General features: G+C 33.7%; 22 protein-coding genes and 1 tRNA gene. 8 read left to right on the top strand and 15 right to left on the bottom strand.

Translation table 11 applies throughout. The features are described 5' to 3' along the window. Positions 1-236: 236 nt before the first annotated feature. Positions 237-473 (bottom strand): acyl carrier protein, encoded by a 237-nt coding sequence (locus OD917_RS12540; RefSeq protein WP_007137004.1) that lies wholly within the window; start codon positions 471-473, stop codon positions 237-239. 175 nt (positions 474-648) lie between these two features. On the opposite strand from OD917_RS12540, the gene purN reads away from it, so the two are divergent. Both purN and rnhA read left to right on the top strand, forming a co-directional pair. Next, positions 649-1,212 (top strand): phosphoribosylglycinamide formyltransferase, encoded by a 564-nt coding sequence (purN, locus tag OD917_RS12535; RefSeq protein WP_263523839.1) that lies wholly within the window; start codon positions 649-651, stop codon positions 1,210-1,212. Between the two features lie 67 nt (positions 1,213-1,279). Further along, positions 1,280-1,756 (top strand): ribonuclease HI, encoded by a 477-nt coding sequence (gene rnhA, locus OD917_RS12530; RefSeq protein ID WP_263523838.1) that lies wholly within the window; start codon positions 1,280-1,282, stop codon positions 1,754-1,756. 54 nt (positions 1,757-1,810) lie between these two features. Here the strand turns inward: rnhA and OD917_RS12525 are convergent, their stop codons facing one another. After that, entirely contained in the window at positions 1,811-2,158 is a 348-nt protein-coding gene (locus tag OD917_RS12525; RefSeq protein WP_263523837.1) for a DUF6249 domain-containing protein, read from the bottom strand. A 308-nt stretch (positions 2,159-2,466) separates the two neighbouring features. On the opposite strand from OD917_RS12525, the gene OD917_RS12520 reads away from it, so the two are divergent. The 5 genes from OD917_RS12520 to OD917_RS12500 all read left to right on the top strand — a co-directional run bounded on the left by OD917_RS12520 (position 2,467) and on the right by OD917_RS12500 (position 7,525). Further along, positions 2,467-3,054 carry an RNA polymerase sigma factor gene (locus OD917_RS12520; protein WP_263523836.1) on the top strand — a complete coding sequence of 196 codons (588 nt, stop codon included), beginning with the start codon at positions 2,467-2,469 and terminating at the stop codon, positions 3,052-3,054. Continuing rightward, complete coding sequence (locus OD917_RS12515; RefSeq protein ID WP_263523835.1) at positions 3,038-3,442, top strand: hypothetical protein; 405 nt, start codon at positions 3,038-3,040, stop codon at positions 3,440-3,442. The genes OD917_RS12520 and OD917_RS12515 overlap by 17 nt, the downstream gene beginning before the upstream one ends. A gap of 8 nt (positions 3,443-3,450) precedes the next feature. Beyond that, the gene (locus OD917_RS12510) at positions 3,451-4,323 is read left to right on the top strand and encodes an alpha/beta hydrolase family protein (RefSeq protein WP_263523834.1); all 873 of its coding nucleotides are present in this window, start codon (positions 3,451-3,453) and stop codon (positions 4,321-4,323) included. A gap of 294 nt (positions 4,324-4,617) precedes the next feature. Beyond that, positions 4,618-5,541 carry a PfkB family carbohydrate kinase gene (locus tag OD917_RS12505; RefSeq protein WP_111286424.1) on the top strand — a complete coding sequence of 308 codons (924 nt, stop codon included), beginning with the start codon at positions 4,618-4,620 and terminating at the stop codon, positions 5,539-5,541. An 85-nt stretch (positions 5,542-5,626) separates the two neighbouring features. Beyond that, a complete protein-coding gene (locus OD917_RS12500) occupies positions 5,627-7,525 on the top strand; it encodes an amidophosphoribosyltransferase (RefSeq protein WP_263523833.1) in 1,899 nt (632 codons plus the stop codon). Between the two features lie 889 nt (positions 7,526-8,414). Here OD917_RS12500 and OD917_RS12495 read toward each other — a convergent pair. The 4 genes from OD917_RS12495 to OD917_RS12480 form a co-directional block, all read right to left on the bottom strand. Then, positions 8,415-9,026, bottom strand: a complete 612-nt coding sequence (locus OD917_RS12495) for a superoxide dismutase (protein ID WP_111286430.1) — start codon at positions 9,024-9,026, stop codon at positions 8,415-8,417. 139 nt (positions 9,027-9,165) lie between these two features. Then, the gene (gene pth / locus OD917_RS12490; RefSeq protein WP_263523832.1) at positions 9,166-9,795 is read right to left on the bottom strand and encodes an aminoacyl-tRNA hydrolase; all 630 of its coding nucleotides are present in this window, start codon (positions 9,793-9,795) and stop codon (positions 9,166-9,168) included. 538 nt (positions 9,796-10,333) lie between these two features. Further along, positions 10,334-10,945, bottom strand: a complete 612-nt coding sequence (locus OD917_RS12485; protein ID WP_026727205.1) for a 50S ribosomal protein L25/general stress protein Ctc — start codon at positions 10,943-10,945, stop codon at positions 10,334-10,336. 74 nt (positions 10,946-11,019) lie between these two features. Continuing rightward, positions 11,020-11,961: a ribose-phosphate pyrophosphokinase gene (locus OD917_RS12480; RefSeq protein ID WP_163409204.1), complete on the bottom strand. Its 942-nt coding sequence runs from the start codon at positions 11,959-11,961 to the stop codon at positions 11,020-11,022. Between the two features lie 287 nt (positions 11,962-12,248). Here OD917_RS12480 and OD917_RS12475 point away from each other — a divergent pair. Further along, a tRNA-Leu gene (locus tag OD917_RS12475) sits at positions 12,249-12,328 on the top strand. 37 nt (positions 12,329-12,365) lie between these two features. Here OD917_RS12475 and OD917_RS12470 read toward each other — a convergent pair. From OD917_RS12470 to OD917_RS12430, 9 genes are all read right to left on the bottom strand, one after another. After that, positions 12,366-12,836 carry an OsmC family protein gene (locus tag OD917_RS12470; RefSeq protein ID WP_263523831.1) on the bottom strand — a complete coding sequence of 157 codons (471 nt, stop codon included), beginning with the start codon at positions 12,834-12,836 and terminating at the stop codon, positions 12,366-12,368. A gap of 76 nt (positions 12,837-12,912) precedes the next feature. Next, on the bottom strand, positions 12,913-13,791 hold the full coding sequence (locus tag OD917_RS12465) for an alpha/beta fold hydrolase (protein ID WP_263523830.1): 879 nt from the start codon (positions 13,789-13,791) through the stop codon (positions 12,913-12,915). A gap of 149 nt (positions 13,792-13,940) precedes the next feature. Beyond that, the gene (locus OD917_RS12460) at positions 13,941-14,564 is read right to left on the bottom strand and encodes a hypothetical protein (RefSeq protein ID WP_263523829.1); all 624 of its coding nucleotides are present in this window, start codon (positions 14,562-14,564) and stop codon (positions 13,941-13,943) included. Between the two features lie 120 nt (positions 14,565-14,684). Then, positions 14,685-15,869 (bottom strand): aldose epimerase family protein, encoded by a 1,185-nt coding sequence (locus OD917_RS12455; protein WP_263523828.1) that lies wholly within the window; start codon positions 15,867-15,869, stop codon positions 14,685-14,687. Positions 15,870-16,010: 141 nt separating this feature from the next. Next, complete coding sequence (araA, locus tag OD917_RS12450) at positions 16,011-17,519, bottom strand: L-arabinose isomerase (protein WP_263523827.1); 1,509 nt, start codon at positions 17,517-17,519, stop codon at positions 16,011-16,013. Between the two features lie 161 nt (positions 17,520-17,680). After that, positions 17,681-18,382, bottom strand: coding sequence for an L-ribulose-5-phosphate 4-epimerase (locus OD917_RS12445; RefSeq protein WP_095930674.1), 702 nt, complete (start codon positions 18,380-18,382; stop codon positions 17,681-17,683). Continuing rightward, complete coding sequence (locus OD917_RS12440; protein WP_263523826.1) at positions 18,366-20,057, bottom strand: ribulokinase; 1,692 nt, start codon at positions 20,055-20,057, stop codon at positions 18,366-18,368. The genes OD917_RS12445 and OD917_RS12440 overlap by 17 nt, the downstream gene beginning before the upstream one ends. A 224-nt stretch (positions 20,058-20,281) precedes the next feature. Beyond that, positions 20,282-21,397 carry a family 43 glycosylhydrolase gene (locus OD917_RS12435; RefSeq protein ID WP_263523825.1) on the bottom strand — a complete coding sequence of 372 codons (1,116 nt, stop codon included), beginning with the start codon at positions 21,395-21,397 and terminating at the stop codon, positions 20,282-20,284. 41 nt (positions 21,398-21,438) lie between these two features. After that, complete coding sequence (locus tag OD917_RS12430) at positions 21,439-23,418, bottom strand: glycoside hydrolase family 127 protein (protein WP_263523824.1); 1,980 nt, start codon at positions 23,416-23,418, stop codon at positions 21,439-21,441. Positions 23,419-23,425 lie beyond the last annotated feature (7 nt).

The following is a 23,425-nucleotide window of genomic DNA, read 5'->3' as shown; positions in this document are numbered from 1 at the left end:
GTTTTGTACTTTAAACAAATAAAACCCACGCTTTCTTAACTTATTGTTACTTAAGAGCCATGGGAATTACAATATAAATATATCTTTATTGATTGAAAATCAATCGAAATTTAAATTTCAAAAAAATAATAACACCCGACTTTTAAAAATTTTCAAATTTCCAAAAAAACAAATTCCAAAATCTTGGAGTTTGGAATTTTTAAAATTGGGATTTTTAAAAATCGGGTGTGGTATTATTATTTTTTAGCTTCCTCGATATAAGAAATAGCTTGACCAACAGTAGCAATGTTTTCTGCTTGATCGTCTGGAATTTGAATATCAAATTCTTTTTCGAATTCCATAATAAGCTCAACAGTGTCTAATGAGTCAGCTCCTAAATCATTAGTGAAGCTTGCTTCTGTTACAACTTCGTTTTCGTCAACACCTAATTTGTCTACGATAATCGCTTTTACTCTTGATGCAATGTCTGACATAATCTTTAATTTTAGAATTTAATTTGTTGGCAAAAATAAAAAACTTTATTTTAAAACAACTATTTAGTTTATAAATGTGACACTAATTTATAAAATTAATTTCAAGAAAGGTCTTTTAAAGCTATTTATTTTCGATTTTTATTCCGTTTTTTGCAGTCTAAAAAATAATTTCATTATGAAAAAAATTATTGTTTTTGCCTCAGGATCAGGTACTAACGCAGAAAACATTATAAAATATTTCGAAAAAACTGAAATTGCAAAGGTCGTTTCGGTCTTTACAAATAATGCTTCGGCAAAAGTGATTGAAAGAGCAAAAAATCATCAAATTCCCGTCGAAATCTTCTCAAAAACCGAACTTTTAGAAAGAAACGTACTACAAAAAGTACAAGAAATCGACCCGGATTTGATAGTTTTGGCTGGCTTTTTATTGAAGTTTCCCGAAAGCATCATCGAACAATATCCAAACAAAATAATAAACATACATCCGGCTCTTTTACCTAATTATGGCGGAAAAGGAATGTACGGAATGCATATACACAGAGCGATAGTGAATAATAAGGAAAAAGAAACTGGAATCTCAATTCATTATGTTAATGAACATTATGATGAAGGCGGAATTATTTTCCAAGCAAATGTTGCGCTTACAGATGAAGACACACCAGAAACGGTTGCTGAGAAGATTCATGAATTGGAACAAAAACATTTTCCAGAGATTATTCATAGATTATTAGGAGAATAAATTCAAAAATCAATTACAATTACAAAATCAATTTTAGATCAATCTAAAATCTAAAATCTAAAATTAAATGAATCACGAAGTACATATATATACAGATGGCGCGGCAAAAGGAAATCCCGGCAATGGCGGTTACGGCGTGGTAATGGAATTGGTTGGAACTCCACATAAAAAAGAATTCTACGAAGGCTTTCGTCTTACTACTAATAATAGGATGGAACTTTTGGCTGTTATTGTTGGTCTTGAAAAACTAAAAAAAGAAAACATGAAAGTTCTGGTGATTTCAGATTCTAAATACGTCGTAGATTCTGTTGAAAAAAAATGGATTTTAGGCTGGGAAAAAAAGAAGTTTGTTGGAAGAAAAAATCCGGATTTATGGAAACGTTTTTTAATTGCTTACCGAAAACATCAAGTCGATTTTAAATGGATAAAAGGACATAACAATCATCCGCAAAATGAACGTTGCGATCAATTGGCCGTGATGGCATCTATGCAACCCAAACTTTCGGTTGACGAATATTACGAAAAAATCGGCTCTAAAGAATAAAAAAACGCATCAATTACTTGATGCGTTTTTTGTACTAACTTAAATTCTTACTGATTATTCTTTGTCTAGATCTTTCGCTGTTTTAAATCCAGTCAAAAGTCCGATTCCTGCCATGATGAAAATAATTGAAGGATAAACTGCTCCGTCATTCAACGAAGTATAAGTTGTAATTAATAAAGCAACAAATATACCTACACCGCTTCCTATTAATAAGAATGCTAGATTTACTACAAAGACTTTCCAAGCGGGAACTCCGTTTCCTTTTCCTTGAATAAAAATACTTGCATCTACTCCTTTTTCTATAAGAGCCAGACGCTCTCTGTTTCTTGTTGAATAAATAAGGTAAACAATTCCGAAGATCATTAAGAAAAAGCTAATTGGGATTAAAATTTTGTCGTCCATGATAATTTACGTTTTTAATTGATTGATATATCCCATATGACGAGGTTTTTTAAAATGAGGTTACAACATTTTCGAAAATTTTTCAAAAAACAAATCAAAAACCCAAAAACTGTCTGATAATCAACTAATTTTAACTTTAAAAAACTTTATAAAAGTTGAAACTTTGACAAAACTTATACTATTATATAATATGTATAATTTGAATTTTAACTCTGATAGTTAATTGGATTGGAATTTGGGATTTGTTTCTTGGAATATATTTTCAATTTTTTTGTAACCTAAATTAGTAATCTGTCGTCCTATATAATATGAGTACATTAAATGATCAATATTATATCGATAAAATAATGCAAGGCGAAGCAAATGCTTTTGCTGTTCTTGTTGATCGTTATAAAGACATGATCTTTACTTTGGCTCTAAAAATGGTTAAGAACCGGGAAGAAGCTGAAGAAGTTGCACAAGACACTTTTATAAAGATTTATAATTCGCTGACCAAATTTAAAGGAGAATCTAAATTTTCGACATGGATTTATAAAATCGCCTACAATACTTGTCTGGATCGTTTAAAGAAAAATAAAAAAGACGATTTGAATATTTCTATTGATGATTTTTCTTCTCATTTAATCAAAACCATGGACAATGCTTTGAGCGCTTTAGAAGAAAAAGAACGAAAGCAAACCATTCAAAAATGTTTAAATTTATTACCTAGTGATGAAAACTTCCTTTTAACCTTATTTTATTTTGACGATCAGAATTTGGAAGAAATTGGAAAAATCATGAATATTTCGGCCAATAATGCGAAAGTAAAATTATTTAGAAGCCGACAGAAATTAGCCGTAATTTTGAGACAGCAGTTAGAACCAGAAATAATAGAATGTTATGAGAGAGAGCGATAAAAATATAGAACAACTTATTGAGAAAATGATGGCTGAAGAAAAACTGCAGTCACCATCAATAGATTTTACTTCTAAAATTATGGCGAATGTTCAAATTTTAGAAGAGAAAAAACTGAAAGCTTACAAGCCTTTAATTTCTAAGCCAATCTGGATTTCAATTGGAATCGCTTTGGCTTTATTGGTGATTTATGTTTCGCTTTTTTCAGTTTCTGAAAGCAATATTGAAATCGAACAAGTTGGAAAATTATATTCTGATAAAATCTCAAAATCATTTTCAGGAATTCATTTTTCTAAAAATATATTCTATGCGATTTTGATTTTGCCAATTATGATTTTGGTTCAGGTTGGCGTTTTGAAGAATTATTTTGACAAGAAGTATCAATTATAAATTTTAAAATGAAAAATAAAACGGCCTTATATTCGCTCTTAGTGTTATTGTTGTTTGTTACTAATTATGCATCAGCAATTCCATCAAATTTTACTACTAAAGAAATAAAATTTGTTAGCGAAGGAATTTCTCTCGCCGGAACTGTTTTTACGCCTAGTAACATTCAAGCTGCTGTTGTGATTGTTCATGGATCTGGACAAGAAAAAAGAATGATAGACTTTGCTACAACTCTAGCCAACAATGGAATTGCAGTTTTAACTTATGACAAACGAGGAGTCGGAGAATCAGGCGGCGTGTATGCAGGACCTGAAGTAGGAACGAACAATGTTGATTTCGCCAACCTAAATCTTTTGTCTTTAGATGCGAGTGCCGCCGTAAATACTTTATCTAAATATTTATCAAATAATAAAATACCAATCGGTTTAATAGGTGGTAGCCAAGCTGGATGGATAATTCCATTGGCTGCAGAGAAAAATAAGAAAGTTAAATTTATGACAATATTTAGCGGAGCTCTTATCACGGTTAAAGAACAATTGAGATTCCAGTTTTATACAAATGGAAATCAACAATTCTGGGATACACACTCCGAAGAAGAGGCTAGAAAACATGTATTCAATGATCCAGACAAATATGAATTCATCGATACAAACCCTAACGATATTCTTTCTAAATTGTCAATCCCAGGATTCTGGATTTTTGGAGGTAAGGATATTCAAGTTCCTGCGAAACTGTCCATCGAATATCTAGACAAATTAAAATCTACAGGAAAACATTATGAATATAAATTGTTTCCAAATTTGGGTCATAATACAGCATTTTCAAAATCTGACGAACCTATGAAAGATGCTATCAATTGGATTAAAAATGTAAAGGCAAATTAAAGAATCATGCATAAAGAATTCTTCATGTTTTTAATCCGAAAAGAAAATCATCTTCATTTAAAAAACTTAATAAAAGTATTAGCTGTAAATTATTCGCAATTATTTTCAAAAAAGTTGCATCTTAAATTCAAAAAACCTATTATAAACACTGCAAAAAATCAATTTTAACCCATTCATTTACAGGATTTTTACTCCGAAATCGTTGCCTTTTTTTTAAGAAAATTTTGAGACTCTAAACCGTTGCAAGATTGTAACTTATGAAGTATCTTTGCACCCTAATTCGAAATTCATAAAATGAATAAACTATTGATTGTTGGAACAGTTGCTTTCGACGCGATTGAAACTCCTTTCGGAAAAACAGATAAAATACTAGGTGGTGCTGCAACCTACATCGGATTATCAGCTTCATTTTTTAACTTGCAATCGGCCATTGTTTCTGTAGTTGGCGACGATTTTCCTCAAGAACATTTAGATTTATTGACTTCAAAAAATATTGATATCTCTGGTATCGAAATTGTAAAAGGCGGAAAAACCTTTTTCTGGAGCGGTTTATACCACAACGACCTAAATTCTAGAGACACTTTAGTTACTGAATTGAACGTTTTAGCTGATTTTCAGCCAAAAGTTCCTCAAAACTTCAAAGATGCTGATGTTGTAATGTTAGGAAACTTACATCCATTAGTACAAAGCAGTGTTTTAGACCAAATGGAGAAAAAACCAAAATTAGTAGTTTTAGACACTATGAACTTTTGGATGGACTGTGCTCTTCCTGAATTATTAGACGTTATTAAACGTGTAGATGTTATTACAATCAATGACGAAGAAGCAAGACAATTATCAGGTGAATATTCATTAGTAAAAGCTGCTGCTAAAATCCAAGAATTGGGACCAAAATATGTGGTGATCAAAAAAGGAGAACACGGAGCACTTTTATTCCATAATAGAGAAGTATTCTTTGCACCAGCTTTACCATTAGAAGATGTTTTCGATCCAACAGGAGCTGGAGACACTTTTGCAGGTGGTTTCTCTGGATTTATTGCGCAAAGCGAAAACATTTCGTTTGGAAATATGAAGAATGCAATTATTTACGGTTCAAATTTAGCTTCGTTCTGCGTAGAGAAATTTGGAACTGAAAGGATGGAAACATTAAGCAAAGCAGAAGTAGCGATTCGATTACAGCAATTTAAGTCGTTAACTCAGTTTGACATAGAAATATAATGCCTAAGAGCCTCGGATAAAACGGGGCTTTTTTTTATTACGTTAATACACACAACTTACAACAACACACAAATAACAAAAAACAATGAGCGACGCTTTAAAACACGAATGTGGTATAGCCTTAGTTAGACTACTAAAACCGCTTGAATATTATAAAGAAAAATACGGAACTGCTTTTTACGGAATTCAGAAAATGTATTTAATGATGGAAAAACAGCACAACCGCGGTCAAGACGGAGCTGGTTTTGCAAGCATTAAATTGGATGTTGATCCTGGACAACGCTACATCAGCAGAGTTCGTTCGAACCACGCACAACCAATACAAGATGTTTTCAAACAAATCAACGAACGTATCAGCGAGGAGTTAAAAGCACATCCTGAATTGGGAGACAACATGAAAGAACTAAAAGCAAATATTCCTTATGTAGGCGAATTGTTTTTAGGTCACGTTCGTTACGGAACTTTTGGAAAAAACAGCATCGAAAGTGTTCACCCATTTTTACGTCAAAGTAACTGGATGCACCGTAACTTGATTTTGGCAGGAAACTTTAATATGACGAATGTTAAAGAGCTTTTCGAAAATCTAGTTGAACTTGGTCAGCATCCAAAAGAAATGGCAGATACCGTTACTGTGATGGAAAAAATTGGCCACTTCTTAGATAAGGAAGTAATGCAATTGTACCAAGACTGTAAAGCTGAAGGTTATTCTAAAAGAGAAGCTTCTCCAGTGATTGCAGAACGTTTGGATATTGCTAAAATATTAGCTCGTTCGGCTAAAAACTTAGACGGAGGTTATGCTATGGCAGGTTTATTAGGTCATGGTGATGCATTTGTTTTTAGAGATCCAGCAGGAATTCGTCCAGCTTACTTTTACCAAGATGACGAAGTAGTAGTTGTAGCTTCTGAAAGACCAGTTATCCAAACTGTATTTAATGTTCCTTTTGAAAGTGTTCAAGAAATTGATCCAGGAAATGCTTTGATTATCAAAAAGAACGGAAATGTTTCGATGAAACAAATCTTGGAACCAACAATCAAAAAAGCTTGTTCGTTTGAAAGAATTTATTTCTCAAGAGGAAGTGACGCCGAAATTTACCAAGAACGTAAAGATTTAGGAAAATTAATTTTACCTGCCGTTCTTAAAGCAATTGACAGCGATACAGACAATACTGTTTTCTCTTATATTCCTAATACTGCTGAAACTTCATTCTATGGTTTAGTAGAAGCAGCTCAAGATTTCTTAAATCAGAGAAAAAACAATTATATTTTAGAAAACCGAAATACATTAACTGCTGAAACGCTTCAGGAACTTTTAGCTGTAAAAATACGCACAGAAAAAGTTGCCATTAAAGATGCTAAACTTAGAACCTTTATTACTGAAGACAGCAGTCGTGATGATTTGGTAGCTCACGTTTACGATGTTACTTATGGTGTAATTAAACCTGAAGATAACTTGGTAATTATTGACGACAGTATTGTTCGTGGTACTACATTAAAAATGAGCATCATTAAAATGATGGATCGTTTAAAACCAAAACGCATTGTAATCGTTTCATCTGCACCTCAAATTCGTTACCCAGATTGTTACGGAATTGATATGGCAAAGCTAGAAGGTTTAGTTGCTTTTAGAGCAGCACTTGCTTTATTAAAAGAAAGAAACCTTTACCATATTGTAGATGAAGTATATGCAAAATGTAAAGCACAAGAGAATTTCGAAGATAAAGATGTGATCAATTATGTTACAGCAATATATGATCAATTTACTAACGAAGAAATCTCAGATAAGATTGCAGAAATGTTAAGCTCACCAGAAATAAATGCCGAAGTAAAAATCATCTTCCAAACTGTAGACGATTTACATAAAGCATGTCCTAAAAATCTAGGCGACTGGTACTTTACAGGAGACTATCCTACCCCAGGTGGAAATCGAGTTGTAAATCGTGCTTTTATGAATTTTTACGAAGGAAAAGACGCCAGAGCGTATTAATAAAATACTAACAAAAGGTTAAATTGTGCATTTCATCGGTTTTTTTTGCCGTTCATCCTATTTCTTTGGTGAAATTGAAAAGCTATGATACTTTTGAGATACCATAACATTAGTAGGTTAAGTTTATGGTAGATTTGGGGCAAAAAGGGTGGTAGAAATACCACCTTTTTTATTTAGGAATATTCTCAAACATTTCTAAGACAAGCAATTATATTTCTCTTAATCGGATATACTTACCTTTCATCTGAATTTTTTTCTTTAAATAAATATCTATTATACATTTACTGCTCCATAACATTAGTAGGTAAATTTATGGTAGATTTGGGGCAAAAAAGGTAGAAGAGATTCTACCTTTTTTATTTTGTCCCTTTCAGAGAATAGGATAAGAAAACAAATACATGATTATTTTCTAAATAAATGAACCACAATCCTTTAATCGGATATACTTGCTTTTCGTCTGATAAGTTTCTTTCTAAAAAATATCTGTAATATCTTTACTAGACCATAACATTAGTAGGTTAAGTTTATGGTAGATTTGGGGCAAAAAAGGCGGAAGAGATTCCGCCTTTTTTATTTCTCTTTTTTTAGAAAATAAAAGGAAGAGAATTTTCGCTAAAGCAATGATTATAAGTCTTTAATCGGATATACTTGCTTTTAATCTGATAAGTTTCTTTTTAAAATACATCTGCCATACCTTTACTGAACCATAACATTAGTAGGTTAAGTTTATGGTAGATTTGGGGCAAAAAAGGTGGAAGAGATTCCACCTTTTTTATTTTCTTTTTTTAGAGAAAAGATAATAGATTATAGAAGATAGATGAAGTAAATATATAAAAAAAGACGAGCATCTTTAGGCTCGTCTTTTTTCTTTATTCTTTACTCTATTCTCTTACTTGTCTAAAGCAAATCTTCTAGCAACTTCTGTCCAGTTAATTACACTGAAGAAAGCCTCAATATAATCAGGTCTTCTGTTTTGGTAGTTTAAGTAGTAAGCGTGCTCCCAAACATCCATTCCTAAGATTGGAGTTCCACCATGACCAGCAACTTCTGGCATTAATGGATTGTCTTGATTTGGAGTTCCTACAACTTCTAATTTTCCGCCTTTTTGAACAACTAACCAAGCCCATCCTGAACCGAATTGTGTAGCTCCAGCTTTAGCAAATTTTGCTTTAAATTCTTCGAAAGTTCCGAAAGAAGCCTCAATTGCAGCCAATAAATCACCTGTCGGCAATCCTCCACCGTTTGGAGACATTACAGTCCAGAATAAATTGTGGTTGTAAAAACCTCCACCATTGTTACGAACTGCTGCGTTTGATTTATCTAAATTGATTAAGATATTTTCGATTGTTTTTCCTTCTAAATCTGTTCCTGCAATTGCTGCATTAAGATTTGTAGTATATGCATTGTGATGCTTAGTATGGTGAATTTCCATTGTACGTGCATCAATATGTGGTTCTAATGCATCGTATGCATAAGGTAATTGTGGTAATTCAAAAGCCATGGTAAAATGATTTTTATGGTTTATAATAATTTATTCCAAATTTAGACATTTAACTTTGGAATTGAAAATACTATTTCGTTATAATTGAATTTAATTAACTGATAATTTACATTTTTATCACATAAACATCTGAAAATCTTTATTTTCCATTAAAAGTGGTCATTGTATTTTCTAAACCTGCTGTTCCAAAAGTTTTGATAATTTCTGAAGAAACCTCTAAACGTTCTTGAAGTTTTGCTTCTTCTTCGGCATTCCATTCACCTAAAACATAATCTACCTGCTGCCCTTTTTTAAATTGATCGCTGATACCAAATCTGTAACGGGTATAATTTTGAGTATTTAGAACTAGATTTATGTTTTTAAGTCCGTTGTGACCTCCATCGCTTCCTTTTGGTTTGATTCTAATGGTTCCGAATGACAGGTTTAAATCGTCTGTAATGACCAAAATATTCTCTAATGGAATGTTTTCCTTATCCATCCAATACTTTACCGCTTTACCGCTTAAATTCATGTAAGTGTTTGGCTTTAAAAGAAAAAAGGTTCTTCCTTTAAATTTGTATTCAGCCATCGAACCTAATTTTACAGTTTCGAACGAAAGCCCTTCTTTTTTGACTAAAAAATCTAATACTTTAAATCCGATATTGTGTCGTGTGTTTACGTATTCAGCGCCGATGTTTCCTAATCCTACGATTAAATATTTCTTCATATTGTCTTCTATGTTCTCTTCTTTTGGTATTGATGAAAACAGTTTTGTTATCCATTTTATCATGATTACAAAAGTAAGATTAATTAGAGAATGTGGCAATTGGATAATTAGATAATTACTTATTGGTCGAAATTTAACCGCAAAGTTCACGAAGGTTTTGCGCAAAGGTCGCTAAGAAAATTGAAGCATCCCCTATTAACTGAAGCTTTAAAAGAGTTCGAAAAGGCACCATTGAAAGAAGACTTGTTAAAATCTTATGAAAAAGATATTTTCTCGCTAGCCCTGACAGAAGCGACATCCTTTTTCTGGCTTCTTTAGCCAGGAAAAGATATAGCGGATGGCAGGAATGTCACGTCTTATGAAAAGGACAGTTACTGCTTCTAAAAAAATAATTAGAAAATTTGAGAATGTGACAATTAGATGATTTCTTAAAAGAGCTTCGACTTAGCTCAGCTAGACACGCTTCATTTGTCAGACTGAGCTAAGTCGAAGTCCTTTCAAAATAAAAAACCTTGGCATCTCAACAACTTAGTAACTTAGAAGCTAAAAAAAAGCCCCAATCGTAAGATTGAGGCTTTTTGTATAGAGTTTTGAAAAAAAATTATTTTTTCTTTCCTTTTGCAGGAGCTTTTGCAGCTTTTGCAGCCTCTTGAGCAGCTTTCATAGCAGCACGAGAGATTCTCACTTGACAAACAACTGTGTTGTCTGGGTGCATAATTTTGTACTCTGGTTTTCCAACTTTAGTAACATATAATTTGTTACCCATTTCAAGTGGAGTGATGTCAGCTTCAACGAAATCTGGAAGATTTGCTGGTAAAGCTTTAACTTTTAATTTACGTTGGTTAAGACGTAAAACACCTCCCGCAAGAACACCTTTAGATGTACCAACGATTTTCACAGGAACTTCCATTGTGATTTCTTTATCATCAAATAATTGGAAGAAGTCAATGTGTAAAATTTTGTCAGTTACTGGGTGAACTTGGATATCTTGCAAAATTGCATTGAATGATTTTCCTTTTCCAAGCTCAATCACAACTGTGTGTGCATTTGGAGTGTAAACCAAGTTTTTGAACGCTGCAGCGTCTGCTGAGAAGTGTACTGCTTGATTTCCTCCGTATAACACGCAAGGAACCGCTCCAGCATTACGTAAGGCTTTAGTTGACACTTTGCCCACGCTTTCTCTTTCTGATCCTTTAATTGTAATCGATTTCATTTTAAAAAAATATAGTTATTAATATAAATATTCTAATTCTTAGTGTAGTGAGATTGCTTCGTTCCTCGCAATGACTACATTATAAATTTTCCACTGATGGAATTGTTGTGGTGAACCATCTGCATAACCTCTGCAAATAAAGGCGCACAGCTTACCACTTTTATTTTATTTGATTCTCTCTTTAACGGAATTGAATCTGTTACGATTAATTCTGTTAGTTTTGAGTTTTCAATTTTCTCATACGCACCGCCAGATAAAATAGCGTGTGTACAAATTGCTCTTACACTTAGCGCTCCTTTTTCGATCATTAGGTCTGCCGCTTTCGCTAAAGTTCCTCCTGTATCGATCATGTCGTCTACTAAGATTACGTTACGTCCTTTTACTTCACCAATTAGTTCCATAGTGTCGATAACGTTGGCTGCTTTCCTTTGTTTGTAACAGATTACTACATCTGATTCTAAAAACTTAGAGTAAGCATATGCTCTTTTTGAACCTCCCATATCTGGAGATGCAATTGTTAGATTTTCTAAATTTAAACTTTCTACGTATGGTAAAAAGATTGTAGATGCAAATAAATGGTCTACTGGTTTTTCGAAGAATCCTTGAATTTGATCTGCATGAAGATCCATTGTCATGATTCTTGTTGCTCCTGCAGCTGTTAATAGGTTTGCCACTAACTTAGCTCCAATTGGAACTCTTGGTTTGTCTTTTCTATCTTGTCTTGCCCAACCAAAATAAGGCATAACAGCTGTAATATGTCTTGCTGATGCGCGTTTTGCTGCATCAATCATTAACAACAATTCCATCAGATTATCTGCACTTGGAAAAGTTGAACATACGATAAATACTCGTAAACCTCTTATTGATTCTTCGTAAGATGGCTGAAATTCTCCATCACTATACGTTGACATCGTTACTTTTCCTAACGGAATCCCGTAGTCTTTTGCAATTTTTTCTGCAAGATAAACACTTTGTGAACAAGCAAAAATTTTAGCTTCTGGTTCTAGGTGCGACATTGTAATTTGTTGTTTTATTCCGTTACTTTTAAAAAATCTTGCATTATCTTTTGAATAAAGCAGAAGCATATAAATGTCTCGGATGTAGTTAGTTGTGTGTGCTTCGTTTTAACGAGCTGCAAATTTATAAAATTTATTGAACACTGAAAGCAAATATTTAAGTATTTTTATTAGAATTTTTAATTTTATTTTTTACATTTGCACCGTGTTAAAGGAATGACATCATTTATGACTTCATTCTATTGCGTTAAAATAACTGGTTTATCATTTATTTTTTCGTCTGCTACGCCCGGATGGCGGAATTGGTAGACGCGCTGGTCTCAAACACCTGTGGGAAACCGTGCCGGTTCGACTCCGGCTCCGGGTACGAAAAACCTCTTCTTAACGGAAGAGGTTTTTTCTTTTTATATCACTTCACAACTCGCCTCATGCACAACACTAAAATTGCAAGAATTAGCAATAAAACACAATTGATTTGCTTTTTGATGCAGCTCTAATGCTAATTCAATTTGATCTGAATTTGAAATTTTCACTTTCGGATATAATCTTGCCTCAACAAAACGACCGCTTCCATCTTGATTTACTTCTAAAGTTGCTTCTGCGTTGTCCGAATATTCGAGAACTTCTATTCCGTTTTGAGAACAAACATACAAATAAGACATCATGTGGCAGGAAACTAAACTGCTCAACAGTAAATCTTCGGGGTTATATAATGATGGATCGCCTTTAAAAGCTTTTGCTGCTGAAACGTCTAAAACTGGTTTTCCTTCAATTTGAATTTTATGGCTTTTGCTGTAGAATCTTTTAGAAGGATTTGCCGGAGTTTGCTTTGAAGTCCAATTTGCTTCTGCTTTAAATAAATGTTTGAAAATCATTTTTATGTTTTTTTATCCACGAATTAAATGAAGTTGAAATTCATGGCTAAAATAACACAATTCTGTCGATTCAATTTTATTTACCCCATTTAGTCCAATCTGAATCCGGTCTTTTAAAAGATTCTGATAAAAACTTATTCGCTAATGCATTAAACAATTCTGGATTTGAAGCTGGTGTAAAATGGGTCTCTCCGGGCATAATGCATAATTGCGCTTTAGGTATATTTTCGAAAATCTCAACCGAATGTTCGTTTTTAATAATGTCTTTATCTCCAGCTATTACAAGCACTTTCGCTTTAATTTTCGATAAATCTTTCGCTGCAATATTAGGCTGATCTACTAAAAGTCCGGCAAGTTGTTTTTGCAGATTCCAATTCTCGCTCGTGTCTTTTTCTTTAATTTTAGAAATAATCATTTTTCTCATGTTCTGAACATCTTTTGTCGCCCAAGAGTTAACAGCTGTAGAATCAGGTCTTAAATTGGCGCCCATTGCTACAATCTTTTTTATTTTTGACTTTCCTGAAATTCCCATTTGCAACGCGACAATTCCTCCGTCACTCCATCCAATAATATTTAACGAATCTAATCTCAAGTGCTTAACTAATTCTTCTATATCTTTTGTGATTTGAACATAAGTCAGAGAGTCCGTTTTCAACTCTGATTTTCCTTGTCCTCTATTATCAGAAACAATAACTCTGTACTTACTTTTAAAATAATCAATTTGATTTCCCATTGATTCAATACTTCCTCCGTTTCCGTGAATCAACAACAAAGGTTCTCCTTTTCCGTATTCTTCATAATAAATTTTAGCCCCATTGAGTTCAACAAACTTTCCAACAGCAGAGTTTTTACCATAAGGTGTGTCGAATTTAAAATTCATCGGAACCTGAGCGTTTGCTATTACACATACAGAATAGGTCAATACCAAGATTAGTAGTTTAATCGGTTTCTTCATAAGTAAGTTTTTTTAGGATAGTTGTTTTTCAAATGTAAGAAAGATTTGAATAAATCAATAAAGTACTTATTGAAAGAAATGCGTTTTGATATTTACAAACAAAAAAACCTCGAAAGTAATGCTTTCGAGGTTTTTTTAAAATTACTAAATTAATTAACAGATTCTATTTTATCAATAAACCATTTTCGATCTATATTCTTCAAAGAATATTTATAGTTGATTCCGCATATTGGAAGATAAAACTTAACTTCAGAATTAAAGCTATCTTTTTGATTAACAACATATTTTATCTTTTCAATATTAGGTAAATCTTCTTCAAAAGTTTCTTGGGTAAAAAAGAAACGGTCATAATCAAATCCATAAGGCGGGCCGTCATTCTCTGGATTTTCTTTAAAATATTTGTCTCCGTCTATAAATGTTTGCTTTTCATTTTTAAGAAAGTTCTCTGTTAAAAAACCACTTTGTTTTAATGCAACAATATATTTTTCAACCTCACTGAAATTTACAAAATAATTTTTCGGTTCTTCATTTTCGGCTACACTTTCTCCTCCTCCAATAGTTTTAAACTTATACAATTTATCTAGATTTTCAATATACCATTTCATAAAATTTTTAACTAATTCTATCTGCGCTTTAGAATCAATATTAACTCCCTCTTTGTTTATGGAATCGCTTTTAATAACAGAACTGTTTTTTAATTGGTTATTATCTTTATTCTGACAGCTTTGAATAGACAAAACTAAAATAGGGATATAAATAATTATTCTTTTCACGATCACGTTTTTTATATTATGATTCAAATGTAAAGCAGAATCATTGAAATAAAAAAACCTCGAAAGCGATGGCCTTTCGAGGTTTTAGAGAATTACTAAACTAATTAACAGATTCTAAAACTATTTTTTTACCGAGAATTTAAAAGTAGTTTTAGTTTTATAATTTTCTCCTGGGTTTAAAACCGTTGTTGGAAAATTTTTCTGGTTTGGAGAATCTGGATAATGTTCTGTTTCTAAACATAATCCTGTTCTATGTGCAAAAGTTCCTCCGTTTGGCATTGGCAACGTTCCGTCAAGGAAATTTCCAGAGTAAAACTGAATTCCAGGCTCATCTGTTGTCATTTCCATAACTCTTCCGCTTGCTGCGTGATATACTTTTGCAATGATTGTTTTTCCTTTTTCAGGATTGTTCAAAACCCAGCAGTGGTCGTAGCCTTTTCCTTTTTCTAACTGGTCATTTTTAGCATTGATGTCTTTTCCAATTAATTTTGGTGTTCTAAAATCGAAAGGAGTTCCAGCAACATCATCTAATTTTCCTGTTGGAATTAAATCCGCATCAACTGGAACCAATTTATCTGCATTTAAAGTCAATTCATGATCTAAGATAGTTTTGGTAAAATCTCCAGATAAATTGAAATATGAATGCTGCGTTAAGTTAACAACCGTTTTTTTGTCTGTTGTTGCTTCATAAAGCACTTCTAACTGATTGTCATTTGTCAATGTATATGTTACTGCAACCTTTAAGTTTCCTGGGTAACCTTCTTCCATATCTTTACTTAAGTAAGACAATTTTAATGAAGCTGTTTCACCAGATTTAACCTCATCAGCTTTCCAAACTACATTAAAAAATCCTTGCGGACCTCCGTGTAAAGCATTTGGCGCATTGTTAATCGCTAATTGATAATCTTTTCCATCTAATGAAAATTTACCTTTTGCAATTCGGTTTCCGTATCTTCCGATCAAAGCTCCAAAAAATGGATTCTCTTTTTCGTATTGCGCTAAAGAACTGAATCCGATTACTACATTTTCAGAAACACCTGCTTTATTAGGCACTTTCAAATCTGTAATTCTTCCTCCAAAAGTGATGATGTCTACTTCCATCCCATTTTGGTTTTTCAATTTATAGCTCTCTACTTTTTCGCCTTTGGCAGTAGTTCCGTATTCTGATTTATCGATTGTAACTAATGCTTTTTCATCAGTGGCAACTTTTTCTGTATCAGCTTTTTTATCGCCTTTACACTGAACTGAAACTGCAGCCAAACTTAAAAGGCTTAGACCGAAAACACAACGTTTTAATACATTCATAAATGGTTATTTTTTTGATTTGTAAAAAGTTAAATGTTAGATGTAAAATGTTAGACGTGAAATTTAATCATTTTAAAAATGTAAAAATTACCTTTTTAAGTTTTTTCACATTTTACATCTTACAAATTACATTTTACTGCCTTACAGGCCGTGTTGAAACAAATGGAAATATGCTTCATTAGCATTGATTTTATCTTTAAACTCTCTTACAGTCGTCTTTTCATCAATTACCAATAATTCGATTCCAGCAATGTCTGCGAAATCTTCCATATATTCTGTTGTGATTGACTGGCTGTAAACTGTATGATGCGCTCCACCAGCTAAAATCCAAGCTGTTGCTGCAACTTCAAGATTTGGTTTACAATCCCAAAGAACACGTGCTACAGGAAGTTTTGGTAATTCTGCCATTGGTTTGACAGCCTCCACTTCGTTCACAATTAAACGAAAACGAGTTCCCATATCAACCAATGAAACGTTGATTGCATCTCCAGCTGGTGAATTAAATACCAAACGAGCTGGATCTTCTTTTCCTCCAATTCCTAATGGATGCACTTCGCAAGAAGGTTTTCCGTCAGCGATAGATGGGCAGATTTCCAACATGTGAGAACCTAAAACATATGATTTTTGAGGCGTGAAGTGGTACGTGTAATCTTCCATGAAAGAAGTTCCTCCTTCAAGACCAACACACATTACTTTTAATGCTCTAACCATTGCAGCCGTTTTCCAGTCTCCTTCTCCACCAAAACCATAACCATCGGCCATTAATCTTTGTGTTGCGATTCCTGGCAATTGTTTCCAAACTCCAAGGTTTTCAAATGTATCTGTGAAAGCTCCAAATCCCCCCTCTTCAAGGAAAGCTCTTAAACCTAATTCTATTTTTGCTGCTTCAACTAATGAGCTTCTTTGTGCTCCGCCTTCTTTTAAAGAATCTGTTAAGTTATAAGAAGACTCATAAACCGCTAATAAATCAGCTAATTGTTTGTCTGTTACTTTCTCGATATGTTTTGTAACGTCTGAAGAATCGTATCCATTTACAGACATTCCGAAACGAATTTGAGCTTCAACTTTATCACCTTCTGTAACGGCAACTTCACGCATATTATCTCCAATACGAGCTACTTTTAGGTTTTGAAGTTCATCCCATCCAAGAACTACTCTTGACCAGATTCCTAACTGTTTTTGAACTCTTTGATCTTCCCAATGTCCAACTACTACTTTACGTTTTTTACGTAATCTTGACATAATAAAACCGAATTCACGATCTCCGTGAGCCGATTGGTTCAAGTTCATGAAATCCATGTCGATAGATCCCCACGGAATTTCAGCATTATATTGTGTATGCAAGTGGCATAATGGCTTTTTCAAAATGTTCAAACCGCCAATCCACATTTTTGCTGGAGAGAAAGTATGCATCCACGCAATAATTCCGATACAGTTTTTAGCAGAGTTTGCTGCTAAACAAACATCTAAAATCTGCGAAGGTGATTTCACCACATCTTTATAAACCACTTTTACTGGAATTGAAGCCGAAGCATCTAATCCTTTTGCGATAATCTGTGAATGTTCTGCTACTTTTCTTAGTGTTTCTTCACCGTATAATTCTTGGCTTCCTACTACAAACCATACTTCTTTTTGAGAAATGTCAATCATTTTGTTGTTTATTTTGTTTCAAGTTTCAGGTTTCAGGTTACTGGAATCTAAAAAACTCGAATTGTTATTGTTATTTATTGTTTTATATCTGTTTGTTTAAAGGTTTAAGTTTCACGTTCCAACAACTTGAAACTTGAAACAAAGAAAACCTGAAACAAAAACTATTGTCCGTAATACGAATCTTTTCCGTGTTTACGGTTGTAATGTTTCTTTATTAATGAATCTTTTAATCTTGGTGCGTTTGGGTTTATTTGTAAAGTCAGGTAGGCCATTTCTGCCACAACTTCAAGAACTTTACTGTTGTAAACCGCTTTTGCAGCGTTTTTTCCCCATGCAAATGGGCCGTGATTTCCTATCAAAATCATTTCTACTTCTTCATAAGAAAGATTTTTTTCTTTGAAGCAATCCAAAATCTGAATTCCGGTATTGTGTTCGTAGTTTCCTTCAATTAAATGATCTGCCATCGGGGGCGCACACGGAATATCAGCTGTTAAGTGATCAGCATGTGTTGTTCCGAAAATTGGAATATCTTGCTGAGATTGTGCCCAAGCCACAGAATACGTTGCGTGTGTATGCGCAACACCTCCAATATTTGGCCAATGTTTGTACAAATAAGCATGCGTTTTTGTGTCAGATGACGGACGCATTGTGCCTTCAATTACGTTATTATCAAAATCGACAATTACGATATCTTCAGGTTTTAAATCTTCGTAAGGAACGCCACTTGGTTTAATAGCAAAAACACCATTTTTTCTATCCACAGCGCTTACATTACCGAAAGTATAAACCACCAAATTCAATGCATTTAATTGCATATTGGCTTCGTAACATTCTTGTTTTAAATCTTTATACTGAGAACTCATTTTGAGAAATTTTAATAGTTGGATCTGCAAAAACACTTAATTGTTCGTAAGCAATAAGTAGTTTATTGTAAGCTGCTACTTTATCTAATTGAGGGAAATATTCTCCATCAAAATCGCTTCCGATTTTTTGGCTTGCTTCGATTACATTTGGATAAATCCCTGCTGCAACGGCTGCATAAATTGCTGCACCTAAAGCTGGAGTTTGGTCTGAAGCTGCAACTTTAATTGGTTTGTTTAAAACGTTAGCCAAAGTCTGCATAATGAAAGGAGATTTTCTAGCCACACCACCAATGCCGATAACGCTGTCAATTTTTACACCTTCTTCTTCAAAACGATCTACAATTTTCTTCGCTCCAAAACAAATTGCGTTTACTAAAGCTTTAAAAATATGCGGAGCTTTTGTTCCTAAAGAAAGGTTTGAAATGACACTTTTTACTTCCTGATTTGCATCTGGAGTTCTACGTCCGTTAATCCAATCTAAAGCAATTGGAAGACTTTCTGAAACTGGAATTTTCTCTGCTTCTTTTGTTAATTCAACAATTAATTTATCACTGAATTCTTCTCTTAATTGTTCTTTTTGAGCATCATTTAAAGTTGATGAAGAAGCTAATAAATGTTCTGTCGGCCACATTAATAATTCTTTGTACCAAGCTAATAAATCTCCAAAAGCAGATTGCCCTGCTTCCAAACCGATAAATCCTGGAATAACTGAACCATCAACTTGTCCGCAGATGCCACGAACGGTTTTTGTTCCTACTTCATCATAAGAACCAACCAGAATATCGCAAGTTGAAGTTCCCATTACACGAACTAAAGTATTTTCACCAATCTTAGCTCCTACAGCTCCAGAATGCGCATCGAAAGTTCCAACAGCAACAACTGTTTCTGTAGAAAGTCCTAAACGATCTGCCCATTCTTTACTTAAATTTCCGGCAACTAAATCGGATGTATAAGTTTCATCGTATAAGTTTCCGCGAAGTTGCGCCAAATACGGATGTAATTTTTCCAAGAATTCAACTGGTGGCAATCCGTTCCAGTCTGTGTGCCACATTGCTTTGTGACCTGCAGCGCAACGGCTTCTTTTGAAGGTTTTTAAATCTTTATCTTCGATTAATAAATACGTCATTAAATCGCAGTGCTCCATCCAAGTATGCGCTGCATTTCGAACCGCTTCATCTTGTCTTGCAATGTGAAGGATTTTTGCCCAAAACCATTCCGAAGAATAAATTCCTCCAACGTATTTTGTAACATCTTCTCCACCCCAGCTTACTGCCAGTTCGTTGATTTCGTTTGCTTCATTAATAGAAGTATGATCTTTCCATAAAACCATCATTGCATTTGGGTTTTCTTCAAAACCTTTTGTTAATGCTAATGGCGTTCCATCTTTTGTAACTGGAACTGGAGAAGATCCTGTTGTATCAATACAGATTCCGCGAACCAATGCCGGATCTACTTTACTTTCTTTTACAACGTTTTGAATCGTAGTTTCCAATCCTTCAATATGATCCAAAGGATGCTGACGAAATTGGTTTATAGAGGCGTCACAATATTGTTTGTTTTTCCATCTTTTGTAATGAGAAACATTCGATGCCAGCTCCTGCCCATTTTCTGTATCAATTAGCACCGCGCGAACAGAATCTGTTCCGTAGTCCAATCCTATTACATAATTTTTCATTCGTATTTATTTTAAAATATTGACAAATATAATTATAAATAATTCATAAGTGTATAAAAAACACTTAATAAAATTTTGTTCCTTAATTTTTACAAAAAATGCATCAAAACAAAGATTTAAGCTCAAAACAAAAAATAAATGTCAATGTTACATTTATAATGTTGCGATTATTTCATCTTAATCTTTAAAACCGTTAAAGAGTAAGCTGGAAAATCTTAATCAACTTAGTTAAATTCGAATATTGGTGTACCGTTTTTATCAAATTTTAATTTCATCATTCTCGCATGACGATTAGGATCATATAACGGATCTGCAATAATATCCTTCAACGGTCTTTTATCTGTAGCAGGCACCACTTTTGGATCACCAACAGCTTTTTCATAATCCCTTGCATGATAAATTACCAATGGTTCTCCGTTTTCATCTACTGTAAATGAGTTATGCCCTGGCCCGTAAATATGTTTTGCTTCATTGGTTTTTAATACTGGATATCTGGATTTTTTCCAAGAATTTCTATCTAATAAATCAGCATTTTCATCTGCTTCCATCATTCCCATACTATAACAAGAACCCGTAGCACTTGCTGAAAAGGTAATGTAAATTTTCCCATTGTGTTTAAGAAATGCAGGACCTTCATTTACCCAAAAACCTACACGTTCCCAATCATAATCTGGAGTTGTTAGCATGAATTGAACTGTTTTTAGTTTTATGGGTGATTCCATTTCGGCCAAATACAAATTAGAAGATGCGAATTGTCCGCCTGTTTTTTCTGCCCAACAGAAATAGCGCTTATTTTTATGCTCAAATACAGTCCCGTCCAGAGAAAAATCGGTAAAGCTTTTTGGATCGGCGTCAGCTGCCTGCATTTGCCCCAATTCAATCCACTTATCATGTAAAGGATCCTGACCTGTACACTCCAAAACATAAGGTCTTAATTTCCAAATATCGTCTTCTTCGCTTGCTGCAAAATACACGTACCATTTTCCATCTAAATAATGAATTTCAGGAGCCCAAACATGACGGCTCATTGGTCCGTTTTTATGTTTTTCCCATACTCTAAAGGTTTCAGCATTTTGAAGTTCATCAATAGACTTTGCACGCCTCAACTCTATTGCGTCATAGGTTGGTATCGATCCTGTAAAATAGTAATACCCATCTGTATGCTTGTAGATAAAAGGATCTGCTCTTTGCAACACAATAGGTTTATTTGTTAAGGTTGTTTTTGTGGTAGTCACTTCTTCTTTCGTCAACCCTTTTTCTGCTTTTTTATCTGTACAAGAAGAAACACTTACAAAAACAACGGCTGAAAGTGCCAATTTTTTTAATAGGTTAGTTTGCATGTTATAATGGTTTGTTTGCATTTAATTTATTTATGAGGAATTCAGTCTTTAAAATCAATCCAAACTTTCATTTTTCCAACTCCTCGATTTGACCAAGAATAATATGGAATGGCTGTGAATTTTGAATTTTCGATCACATTTACACCTTGCAATAAGTTCGCTTCTTTTCTTACTTTGAAAGTATCTGAAGCTGAAACATCGATCTTATCAAAATTGTTTTTATTGTCGATTTCTTCAACCGCATATACTAAAGGACCATATTCTAAAGAGACTTTGTTTTTATTGGTTTCTACTTTAGAATTGGTTTCTACTTCCTGAACTTCCATTGGGAAATTAAGAGCTATTTTATCTCCTTTTTTCCAATTTCTAGTCACGTTGAAATAACCATTTTCAGGCTGAATTGCTAATGTTTCTCCGTTTACAGTAATAGTTGATTTTTGAGTTGAAGCTTTCTTATAGGTATATAAATCTCCTGGTAAAACTTCATTTCTTGCCCAACCTGGAACTCTAAGTTTAATTGTGAATTTGCTCTCTTTTTTAGGATTTACAGAAATGCCTACTTTTCCGTTCCAAGGATAAGAAGTCTGTTGCGAAATCTCTAAATCTGTTTTTCCTAATGTGAACGAAGCATTGTTTGAAGCATATAAATTCACATATAAATCATCGTTCGTTTTAGAATAAATCAATCCTGGAATTGACGGAATAAAACGAATTAAATTAGTCGGACAGCAAGAGCAGTCAAACCAAGCCTGACGCGTGCAAGAACCTCTGTTTGATTTGTAAACACCATCTGCTTCTAAGGCATTTGGATAGAAAAATTGTTTTCCGTCAAGCGAAATACCCGAAATTAATCCGTTGTACATCGTTCTTTCGATAACATCAAAATATTGTGATTTTCCATATAAACTATGCAATCTATGATTCCAATATACATCTCCAATTGCAGCACATGTTTCATTGTAAGCAGTTAGATTTGGCAATTCGTAGTTTGTTCCAAAAGCTTCTCCATCATGTCTTGAGCCAATTCCTCCCGTGATGTACATTTTTTTGTTTACCATATTATCCCATAAATTATTTACGGCATTTTCATATGATTTGTCTTTAGTCATGGCAGCAATATCCGTCATTCCTGCATACATATAAACGGCACGAACAGCATGTCCGACAGCTTCATTTTGCTGAATTACTGGAATATGATCCTGAGCATATTCGCCATATAATTTATGATTGTTTGGATTTCCGCGATTGTCTAAAAAGTATTTAGCCAATTTCAAGTAATCTTCTTTTCCTGTAATTTGATACAATTTAATCAAACCCGTTTCTATAATCTGATGTCCCGGAACTCCTTTTACTTGACCTGGACCATCGCCAAAAGTTTTCACAAACAAATCGGCATTTTTGATTGCTATGTCAAGGAAATTTCTTTTTCCTGTCGCCTCATAATGCACAACTGCAGCTTCAATTAAATGCCCGGCGTTGTAGCATTCATGACTGATTTGCAATGATTCCCAACGTTTTCCTTCAATAACTGGAACCCAAGTAGCAGGCGGTTTTGCCGGATTTATGGTTCTCCATGTTGTCAAATAACCATCTTCTTCCTGACCAATTTTTACAATCGCAATCAAAGAATCTAAAACTCTTTCTAGTTTTGGATTTGGAGCAGAAATTAAGGTATTTGATGCGCCTTCAATGATTTTGTAAACATCAGTATCATCAAAAGGCATTTCACCTCTAACCGTTCCTGTTTTTTGTTTTCCTGCGATTAAAAAGTTCTCAAAACGGCCTTCTTCATCACATTTTTTAATCGCATATTCTATCGTTACTTCCTGCACTCTTTTGATAATTGGAAGCCAAAAAGAATCGGTCAGTTTTACATTTTGAATGTTTACGGGTTCGATTTCGTAACCTGCTTTTAAAACTGACGTTTTATTTTGCACCACATTATTTTTGGTCTCTTTGCACGAAACCAAAACCAGAAGTGACATAAAAATCGTTAAAATTGGTAAGTTGTATTTCATCATTATTCTT

It is taken from the genome of Flavobacterium sp. SH_e (assembly GCF_025717045.1).
In the GTDB taxonomy this organism is placed as follows: domain Bacteria; phylum Bacteroidota; class Bacteroidia; order Flavobacteriales; family Flavobacteriaceae; genus Flavobacterium.
Note: the sequence above shows the minus strand (reverse complement) of the source record. Positions and strands in the feature narration are given on the sequence as shown.